We start from the raw sequence: 9,757 nt of genomic DNA, 5'->3' as shown, positions 1-9,757 counted from the left end.
TCGGTGGTGTCCACGGTGCGCAGGCTCCCGGCAGCGACGACAATGTCGCCATCCGTGTAGGGCGCGGAGGTTTCGGCGTAGCCCACGGCCAGGGTGGCGGCGCTGTCGCTGGTGAGGATGGCGGGGTTGGCGGGCTGGGCACCGAGGACCTGACGGGCCTGGGCCGCGTCCGGGACAGCGGCCAGGGCCGCGCCCAGGGGGGTGAAGCCGAGATTGGCCAGGGCCTCGGCCACCGTGGCCGCGCCTGTGCCGCCCTGATCCAGGGACAGGGGCAGGAACACCGAGCCCTGGCCGGTGACGTCCTTGTTGGCCAGGTTGGTCCCGGTGTCGTTCCAGGCCAGGGCGCGGCCCGGCTCCGGCTCGGGCAGGCTCACGCCGGTGACGGCCGAGGAGACGCGGAAGGTGATGGTTCGGTCCAGCCGCTCGGCCAGGGCCTGGCAGATCATGGTCAGCTTGTCCAGGGCGGCCTCGTGGGTGGCGGCCGGGAAGGCGTCGTTCTCCACGTAGTCCACCTCCTGGACCATGGCCGGGTTGCGCCGGATGACCAGCACCTCGCCCTGGCCCGGGGGCACGGTCAGGAAGCACTGGCCCCCGGTGTGGTTGCCCGCGCCGCTCAAGGTGTAGTCGGTGCTGACGGCCAGGGGGTGCTCGCCCTGGGCCGTGGAGAGCACCAGCTCGATGTCGTCGTCGCGCAGGAACATGAAGGGAATGGCGAAGCTGGCCGTGGAGCCGTTGCCCGCGTACAGGGTTTTTGATTCGATGGATGAGACGGTCATGGTCCTCTCCCTATTTGTAGATTTTCGAGCCCTGGGACAGGATTGAGCCCAGGGGGTTGGCCGATCCGTTGATACGGGTCATGTTTCCGGTGGCACGGCCCTGATTCAGGGCATCGCGGGCCGCCTCGGCCCCCTCGGCCCGGATGTCCTCCTCGTCCTGGCCGTCCCTGATCCTGGCCGACTCGCGCAGCAGCGCCTTGGAGCCGCTCATGGCCAGGTTCGAGGCGCCCCAGGCCGCGTTTTTGGAGGCGCGTTCCGCCTCGCGCCCGGCGCGCAGGGCGTCGGCGTCCGAATCGGTGCGCCCGAGGATGTCGTGGGCCCTGGCGGACGCCTCCAGTTCCTGAAGGTGCGCGGCCTCCTCGGCTTCACCGGCCCGGCCGGGCGTGGCGCCTGTTCCGGTGAGCAGCTGATACATGCTGCCCGCCAGGTTTGATCCCTGCCGGAAGAGTCCGACGGATTGCCGGTTCACTTCCTGCTGGAAGATTCCTCCGGCGTGCTGGTCCATTCCCATGGTCTGTTCTCCTGTTATGGGGTTGAGGGGTCTCCGGGCTCGGCCCGGGTCATTCGTTGACAACGGCGGTGGGCACCACCAGCAGCACGGTCATGGGCAGGGGCTGGTCCTGGACCACGGTCAGCAGGCCATCGGGGGTCCAGCCGCCGGGGAAGTTGACGGTCTTGTCGCCGCTGAAGGATGCGCTGGCCCGGCCCATGGGCACGGCGGGCGAGCGGAAGTAGACCGGCTCCAGCCGCTGCGGCGAGGGGCCGACCCGGCCGCCCAGGGTGTCGTGAAAGCGCACGGCCACCTTGGTGATTCGTTTCCTCTTGGTCTGGGCCGTGCCCCGGGAGCTGCCCGCCTCAAGGCGCATGGGTTGCAGGAGCGAGACATAGGGCAGGCCGACATGGGCCTTGGACGCGGGCAGGTCGAGATGGACCGTGCCGTCCTGATGGACCGTGCGCGCGGTCTGCACCGCGCCGTCGGCCAGGATGTCCACGGTGCGCCCGGCCAGGTGGCCGAGGCCGGTGAGGGTCTGGACGGGCGCGCCAGCGTAGGTCACGCCGCTGTCCACGAAAAAGGCGTCTTCCATGACCCCGTTGAACTCGGCTTCGAGGTATTCCACATGGCGGCGCGGCTGGCCGCCCACGGAGCGCCGGACCACGGCCCAGAGCTGGTCGCGCCCCTCGGCCGGGTTGTGCACGGCGGTGACGCACTCCACGGTGCCGTCCGTGGGCAGCCGCGACCAGGCGGCCACCTCTTGATCCGGCTCGTAGGTCAGGGCCAGGAGCACGCCGTCGGCGCGCACGCAGTAGAGGATGGAGTCCGGCTCCTGGACAAAGGCCATCTGGGTCAGGCCGGGCCGGGTGATGTGCTCCGAGAGGATGGTCAGGTCGCGCGAGACATAGGCGTCGGACTCGTAGCGGTAGGCCATCTCGCGGATCTTGCGGCGGGCGCGCTGGATGTAGAGGGTGGCGAAGCCCACGGCCTCGGGCCGGGTGGCGGACGCGCCGCAGGTGCCCTCCTGGCTCGCTTTGATGGAGGCCGGAGTGACCGCGTCGCCAAGGGAACCGCCCAGGGTCCATTCGCCGCCTGCCGTGCCCACCCAGAGCTTGCCGCGCGCCACCAGGAACTCGATGGCGTTGGCCTGCCTGCCCGACAGGGTGACCTCGATGGCGTCGTCGTCAAGGGGCGCTTCACCGGCCGGGGCCTCGGTCCGGTCTCCCGGCTCGAAGCAGTCCCAGAAAGCGGCGTTCAGCTCTCCCTCGGCGTCGCGGACGGGCTCGATCTGGAAGCCCGAGGGGTTGGCCTTGAAGGTCACGGTCCGGTCCGCGCCCGAGGCAGTGAGGTTGGCCGCGCCCTTGTAGCGATAGTAGCGGGTGGTGCCGTCCGGGTGCTGGCCCTTGAGGCCGTCGAGCTTCTCGAACCCGTCGCCGTCGAGCAGGGCAAAGGTGTCGCCCGGGCGGCCGTCGCGCAGGCCGTCGCCGCTTGCGTCCACGATCTCGCGGTCGCGCCAGCCGTCAAGGGGGGCCTCGCGGGTGCGCAGGCGAAAGTCGGTCATGTCGCCGGTGCGCGAGAACCACAGGGTGCCGGGCTGGGCCGGGGTGGCGGCCAGCACCAGCCGCTGCTCGAAGAAGGCGACAACCGACGGGTGATTGCCCTCGGTCCAGGAGGCCGGGCGGCCGGTGAAGGTCATCTCCTCAAGCTCCCACTGGTCGTGGGCCTTGCGGGTGAGGGTGCGCACCGGGTGATCCGGGTGAGCCAGCACCAGTACCTCGCCCGACTGGGCGTAACGCAGCCGCTCAAGCTGGTCGGCCCGGTAGGGCACGTCCATGACCAGGGGGGAGCCGTCGATCAGGACCGGGCCGTTGCCCGAGAAGACGCGCATGCGCCCCTGGCCCGTGCCGTCCTCGCCGAATTCGAGGACGTACGCCTCGTCCGCGTTGCTCTCGAAGGGCACCAGCAGTCCGGGCCGGTCCTGGCCCAGCGCCTCGGTGACAAAACGCAGGCCGCTGCGGCGCGTGGCCCCGCCGTGGGGGTGGACGTGGAAGTTCTCCAGGGTGCGGCAGCCGTTGAAATAGCGCGACAGGTCGATCCTGCCCGCCAGGCGGGGGCTGATCTCGCCCGCCGTGAAATTGGTCAGTGCCGGGGTGGCTATGCTCATGTCCGCGTCTCCTTGCTGTTTCGACAGCCCGGGCGGGCGTGTCGGGATATGCTGCACAGGCTAGCCCGGGTTTTTGGCCGGGATGGAGAACGGGCGAAAAAAGCACGTCAGAGGGCGTGAGGGGGCTGACATTCCCTGTTGACAGGGTATGCCGCCCGATTATGCGGCCGAGTAATGCGGGGATGGAGAGGTCGGGAGGGAGCGGTGTCCCCGAAAGGCCGGGGAGACAGGAACGGACCGGTGGAGGAACCGGCCGCAAACGGACCCGGCATCGGGGCGGTGGGCCTCGTGCCGGGCGGTGGGTGTTGTTAGTTGGTGGCGGCGGGCTGGATCTGGCGGCCTTCCTTCTCGCGGCCCAGGCGCACGACCTGGGTGGTGAAGGAGGTCTCGCCGGGACGGCAGGCCGGGCAGCCCTCGGACACGATGACGCACCGCTCGTCCAGGGCGGTGGCGTCAATCCCGGCCATGGCCAGCAGCCTGGAGGTCATGCCGTGTCCCCAAAGGATGGGCTGACCGCACTGGCTGCATTCCACATACAGCAGTTCTGGATCGAATTGTCTGGTCATGCCAAGAGTGTAAGCATCACCGGGGGCGATGACAAGGGGCTTTAACGTCAGGCGGATTCGGCCTCGCGGCGCAGCTGCTCGTCCTCGCAATCCTGTCTGGCCTCGCGCATCTGGTGTCCGGGCGCGGCGTCGCCGCCCTCGGCGCGGCGGTGGAGCAGGGCCTCTGCATCGTGGGGGGACAGGGGTTTGTGGAAGTAGAACCCCTGCACGGACTCGCACCGAAGCTCCATGAGCGAACACAGCTGGCCCGCGTCCTCCACGCCCTCGGCCACCACGTCGAGGCCCAGGGAGTGGGCCAGGGCGATGACCGCGCGCACGATCTCCATGTTTTCCGGGTCGGTCTTCATGCGCGAGATGAAGGAGCGGTCCACCTTGAGGGTGTCCACGGGCAGCTGCTGGAGCTGGGAGAGGGAGGAGTAGCCCGTGCCGAAGTCGTCGATGGAGAAGCGCACCCCGATGCGCCGCAGCCGCTTGAGGACGTGGATGGCCGCCTCGGGGTGGTCCATGAGCGCAGACTCGGTGATTTCAAGCTTGAGCACCTCGGGCGGCAGTTCGGCGGCCCGCAGGGCGTCGATGACCAGCTTGTCCAACTCGGCGCGGGCGAACTGCTTGCCGGACAGGTTGACGGAGATGAAGATGTCATCGGCTCCCTTGGTCTGCTTGCGCCAGCGGGCCAGGGTCATCAGCGACTCGCGCAGCACCCACTCGCCGAGCTTGATGATGGTGCCCGATTCCTCGGCCATGGGGATGAACTCCGAGGGCGGGATGGGACCGCGCTCGGGATGCTGCCAGCGGGCCAGGGCCTCGAAACCCATGATGTCCGAGCCGCCAAGGTCCATGATGGGCTGGAACTCCACATGGAACTCGCCGGATTCCAGGCCCCGGCGCATGTCGTTTTCCATGGTCAGCTGGTCCACGGCGCTTTCGAGCATGCGGGCGGTGAAGACCTTGAACCGGTTGCGGCCCGCCTCCTTGGCCTGATGCATGGCGATGTTGGCGCGCTGGAGCACCTCGGAGGAGCGGATGTCCGGGACCGGGCTCAGGACGATGCCGAAGCTGGCCGTGGTCTGCACCTCGTGGCCGTTGAAATGGAAGGGCTGGGCCAGTTCCTCGCGGATGCGCTTGACGATGCGGATGGCCTCGCCCGGGCTGGCCAGCTCGTCAAGCAGCAGCACGAACTCGTCGCCGCCGAAGCGCGACACCGTATCCAGGGTGCGCACATGGTGCGAGAGGCGGTTGGCCGTTTCCACCAGGACCATGTCGCCGAAGCGGTGGCCCAGAGAGTCGTTGATGATCTTGAACCGGTCAAGGTCCAGGAAGACCACGGCAAAGTAATAGCTGCCCCGGCGTCCGGCCCGGCGCATGGCCTGGCCGATGCGGTCCAGGCACAGGGTGCGGTTGGCCAGTTCGGTCAGGGGGTCGTGCAGGGCCTGATGCCTGAGCTGCTCCTCCATCTCCTTGCGGTCCGTGATGTCGCGGAAGCTGCACCGGATGCCAAGGGGTTTCATGCCGATGCCGTACACGGCCCGGCCCACCACGCCCAGCCAGCGGGTCTGCCCGCTGCGGGTGACGATGCGGAAATCCAGGGAGCCGCCCACCTCGTTGTTGATGAAGGCCAGATACTTGTCCCACGCCTCCCGGTCTTCGGGCACGATGATCTCGCGCAGCAGCCCGGGCCGCTCGAAGAATCGCTCGGGCGGATGGCCCGAGATGCGCTCACAGGCTGGCGAGCAGTAGACCACCCCGCCGTCGGTGCCGATCCATATCTCCCAGTCGTAGGCGAAGTCGGCAATGGTGCGGTAGCGCTCCTCGCCCGAGCGCAGGGCTTCGAGCAGCCGCTCGCGTTGCAGCCGTATCTTGGCTCTCTCCCTGGCGCCGCGCGCGAACTTGCGCAGCACATAGACTTCGATGCCCGCCACCACCAGGAGGATGGCGATGAAGATGAGGGTCAGCCGGGTGCGGTAGCGGGCCAGTTCGCCCTGGACGTCGTCAAGGTAGATGCCCGTGCCCACGATCCAGCCCCAGGGCTCGAACTTGCGCACAAAGGAGAGCTTGCGGGCCACGACATCGGGCTGGTCCTTCCACTGCCAGTGGTAGTCCACGAATCCGCCCCCGGTGGAGTTGGCCGCCCGGACAAAGTCCATGAACAGGGCCTTGCCCTTCTGGTCGGTGTAGTCGGCCAGTTCGCGCCCCTCAAGCTCCGGCAGGTAGGGGTGCATGATCATGCGCGGGGTGTCGTCGTTGATCCAGAAATAGTCCTTGCCCTCAGGGCCGTAGCGCATGGCCCTGATCAGGTCGCGGCCCATGGTCCGGGCCTCGTCCGGGGCGAGTTCCCCGGCCTCGACCCGCTGCTGCAGATGGGCCAGGGTGTTAATGACCGTGCCGGTGAGCATGCGGATGTTCTCGCGCCGGTCGTCCATGAAGGCGTTGTGGATGGAGGGGAGCAGATAGAGGAAAATGGACCCGCCGAACAGGGCCAGCGTGAGCACCGCGGGCAGGAGCATGCCCAGGGAGGTGAACTCGAAGAACGAAGACAAACGGCGTGGGCGCATCAGTGTTTCCCGGTCACGGGGTTTGGGGTCGGCATCCCGACCATGCCCCAGCATACGCCGAGGCCGCGAAAAAGTGAAGCAAATACGGGGTGCCTCGTCGTCATCCGGCCACCACCCGGTTGCGGCCTGCCTCCTTGGCCGTGTACAGGGCCACATCGGCCCGCTTGAGCAGGGTGGCCACGGATTCGGCGTCGCATTCCGAGGTGGCCGCGCCGATGCTCACGGTGATGCGCATCTCGCCTGCGGCCGTGGCGATGGGCGTGTTCTCGATGGCCCGGCGCAGCCGCTCGGCCACCTCCATGGCGGCCCTGGCGTCTGTTTCGGGCAGGAGCACGCCGAATTCCTCGCCGCCCAGCCTGCCCAGCACGTCCGGCTCGCGCAGGGCCGCGCGGGAGATGCGGGCCAGCTCGCGCAGCACCTCGTCGCCCACGTCGTGACCGTGGGTGTCGTTGACCCGCTTGAAGTGGTCGATGTCCATCATGAGCATGGTCAGCGCGCCCTGGTAGCGCTTGCCTCTGGCGAACTCCCGCTCGGCCAGCTCCATGAAGCGGCGGCGGTTGCTCAGGCCGGTCAGGCTGTCGGTGGTGGCCAGCTCGCGCAGGCGGGCCTCGGTGGCCTTGCGCTCGGTGATATCGCGGATAGTGGCCACGGCGTACCACTCGTCGCCGAGGCGGAAGGAGGACACGGAGCGCTCCACCGGCAACCGGGAGCCGTCCTTGCGCACGGCCTCGACCTCCTGGAGGGTTCCCAGCGAAGGCGGGCCGTTGCCTGCGGCCAGTTGGCGCAGGGCGTCGAGGGTCTTGTCGCGCAACTCGGGTGGGGTGACCAGATCGGTGATGGGCCTCCCCATGGCTTCGTCCTCGGCAAAGCCGAAGAGGCGTTCCGCGGCCGGGTTCCAGAAGGAGACCCGGCCCTGTCCGTTGATCATGACGATGGCGTCGTAGGCGGACTCGGCCAGGGCGCGCAGCTTGCGCTCGCTGGTCTTGATGGCCTCCTCGGCCTGTTTGCGGTCCGAGATGCCCATGTCAGCCCCGCGATAGCCCTGGAACCGGCCGTCCTCATCGAAAAAGGGCACGCCGTTCGACTGGAGCCAGACCGTGCGGCCGTCCCGGGTGACGCATTGCAACTCGACCTTGGAGAAGGGTTCGCGCCTGGCATACAGGTCGGCCCGCCAGCGCGCGAAGTCGTCGGCCTGGTCCGGGGCGAGGAATGTGGCCGGGGTGCGGCCCAGGAGTTCTTCGGCAGTGCGGCCGAGGACGGTGAAGACATCATCGGTGACAAAGGTGAAGGTGTCGTGCTCGTCGGTTTCCCATATGTATTCGCCAACCGCGGCGCTCACGTCGCGAAAGCGCTGCTCCGAGCGCTGGAGCGCGGCTTGGGCCAGCCGCTGCTCGGTGACGTCGCGGGCAAAGACCGCCACCTGTTCCACGGCCCCGTCCGGCCCGGTCACGGGGTAGGCGCTGGCGTGGTAGCGGCGGCCGTCGCGGGTGGCCTCGAACCGGGCGGGCTCGGCCTGCTCCATGATGCCCCGCAGGATGGCGCGCATTGCCTCGGCCCGTTCCCCGGGCATGTAGTCGAAGATGGCGCGGCCGATCATGGCTTTGACCTCCTGCCCGTAGAGGCGCGCCCCGGTCTCGTTGATGGCCGCTATCCTGCCGCTTGGCTCGATGAGCATGGCCACGTCGTCGGGCGCGTTGAGCAGGGTGCGGCTGGTCTCCTCGCTGCGGCGCAGGGCGGCCTCGTAGCGCCTGCGCCGGGTCATGTCGCGCAGGGTGCCCACGGCGTACCAGCGGCCGTCCAGCCGCACCGAGGCCACGCCCACCTCCACGGGCACGAGGGTGCCGTCCTGGCGCAGGGCGTCGAGTTCCACCACCTGCCCCACCACATGGCCCCGGCCCGTTTGGGCGAACCCGGCCATGCCCGCCTCGGCACTGGCCCGCATGCCTTCGGGCACCAGCAGGGAGTGCATCCGCTGGCCCATGATCTCGTCGGCCGCATAGCCGAACAGCCGCTCGGCGGCCGGGTTCCAGAAGGTGACACGGTCCTGGTCGTCGATCATGATCATCGCGTCCTGGGCCGACTGGCTGATGGCCAGGGTGCGCGCCTCGCTCTCGCGCAGGCGCGCCTCCACCTCGGCCTGCCGCACTCGGTAGCTGGCCAGGAACCAGCATCCCGGCACCAGGGTCAGCAAAAAGAGCGCGGCCAGCCCGGAAAAGGGCGTGACCCAGGTGGGGGAGAGGGCGGCCGGGGGCACCCAGGTCATGAGCCGCCACTGCGCGGCGCCCTGACCGTCCGCAAGGGAGGTGTGATCCGGGGCGGCGCGCGAGGCTGGGTCCACGGTGACAAAGGTGAAGAGTCCCTCACTGGTCTGCGTCTGACCGGCCTCCTGCCTCGAAACGGTCTGCCACGCCTCGGGAAAGCGGGCGGCCATGGCGGCCTCCGGGCGGCCGAGGTCTCGGCCCCATTCCTCGTCGGTGGAGGGGCCGAGCATCCAGAAGCCCCGATCGTCGCAGAGCAGGGTCACTCCCTCGCCGGTGGCCCCTGCCCGCCGGACCTGATCGAGCAAGTGCCTGCCGTCGTAATTGATGACCACCAGGCCGAGGACCGTCCCGCCCGGGTCGGCCACCGGGCTGGCAAAGCGCAGGGTGGGCCGGTGGGGCACCTCGATGCGGCCGTGCTCCACGTTCAGGTCGAAGTCCGAGACAAAGACGCTGCCCACATTGGCGCGCAGCGCCTCGTTCACGTAGTAGCGGTTGCTCTTGTCCTGGAGCAGTTCCGGCGGCATGGAGACCGGGCCGGACCACGCCTGATCCACCCGCAGGCGCTCCATGCCGTGGGTGTCGATGAAGCGGACCATGAGGGAGTGGGGTCTGGCCAGGGCGAAGTCGGCAAAGGTGCGCTCAAGGCCGGGCAGGCTCGTTCCGGCGGGTGCGCCGAGGGTGTGCCCGGCCAGCCGCGCCAGAAACCGGGCATCCGAAGACAGGGCGTCCACGGCGCGCTCGATGATGGCTGCCTCGTGCTCCAGGATCAGGGGCTGGCGCTGGCGCACGGCGTCCAGGTGGTCCTGGTCGCGGCTGTGCAGGAACCAGAGCGAGGCCAGGACGATGGCCAGGGCCAGCGGGCCGTAGAGGGCGAGAAATTCCCGTATGATTCGAGCCATGTTCCCTCCCCGAGAAGTGGCCCCGGACGCGGTCCAAAGACGCAGC

At 68.9% G+C, this 9,757-nt stretch carries 6 protein-coding genes; all 6 read right to left on the bottom strand.

Annotation, left to right across the window (positions count from 1 at the left end):
• Positions 1-776 (bottom strand): phage tail fiber protein (locus tag QQS14_RS09550; RefSeq protein WP_285906757.1); only part of this gene is annotated, 776 nt, incomplete at its 3' end.
• A gap of 10 nt (positions 777-786) precedes the next feature.
• A complete protein-coding gene (locus tag QQS14_RS09545; RefSeq protein WP_285906756.1) occupies positions 787-1,287 on the bottom strand; it encodes a hypothetical protein in 501 nt (166 codons plus the stop codon).
• A gap of 49 nt (positions 1,288-1,336) precedes the next feature.
• Positions 1,337-3,433, bottom strand: a complete 2,097-nt coding sequence (locus QQS14_RS09540; protein WP_285906755.1) for a phage tail protein — start codon at positions 3,431-3,433, stop codon at positions 1,337-1,339.
• Positions 3,434-3,741: 308 nt separating this feature from the next.
• A complete protein-coding gene (locus QQS14_RS09535) occupies positions 3,742-3,999 on the bottom strand; it encodes a hypothetical protein (protein ID WP_285906754.1) in 258 nt (85 codons plus the stop codon).
• A gap of 47 nt (positions 4,000-4,046) precedes the next feature.
• On the bottom strand, positions 4,047-6,551 hold the full coding sequence (locus tag QQS14_RS09530) for an EAL domain-containing protein (protein WP_285906753.1): 2,505 nt from the start codon (positions 6,549-6,551) through the stop codon (positions 4,047-4,049).
• Between the two features lie 100 nt (positions 6,552-6,651).
• Positions 6,652-9,711: a sensor domain-containing diguanylate cyclase gene (locus QQS14_RS09525; protein ID WP_285906752.1), complete on the bottom strand. Its 3,060-nt coding sequence runs from the start codon at positions 9,709-9,711 to the stop codon at positions 6,652-6,654.
• Positions 9,712-9,757 lie beyond the last annotated feature (46 nt).

Origin of the sequence: Pseudodesulfovibrio pelocollis, from assembly GCF_030282845.1 — a bacterium.
In the GTDB taxonomy this organism is placed as follows: domain Bacteria; phylum Desulfobacterota; class Desulfovibrionia; order Desulfovibrionales; family Desulfovibrionaceae; genus Pseudodesulfovibrio; species Pseudodesulfovibrio pelocollis.
The sequence above is the reverse complement of the archived record's forward strand: the minus strand, read 5'-3'. Positions and strand labels throughout refer to the sequence as shown.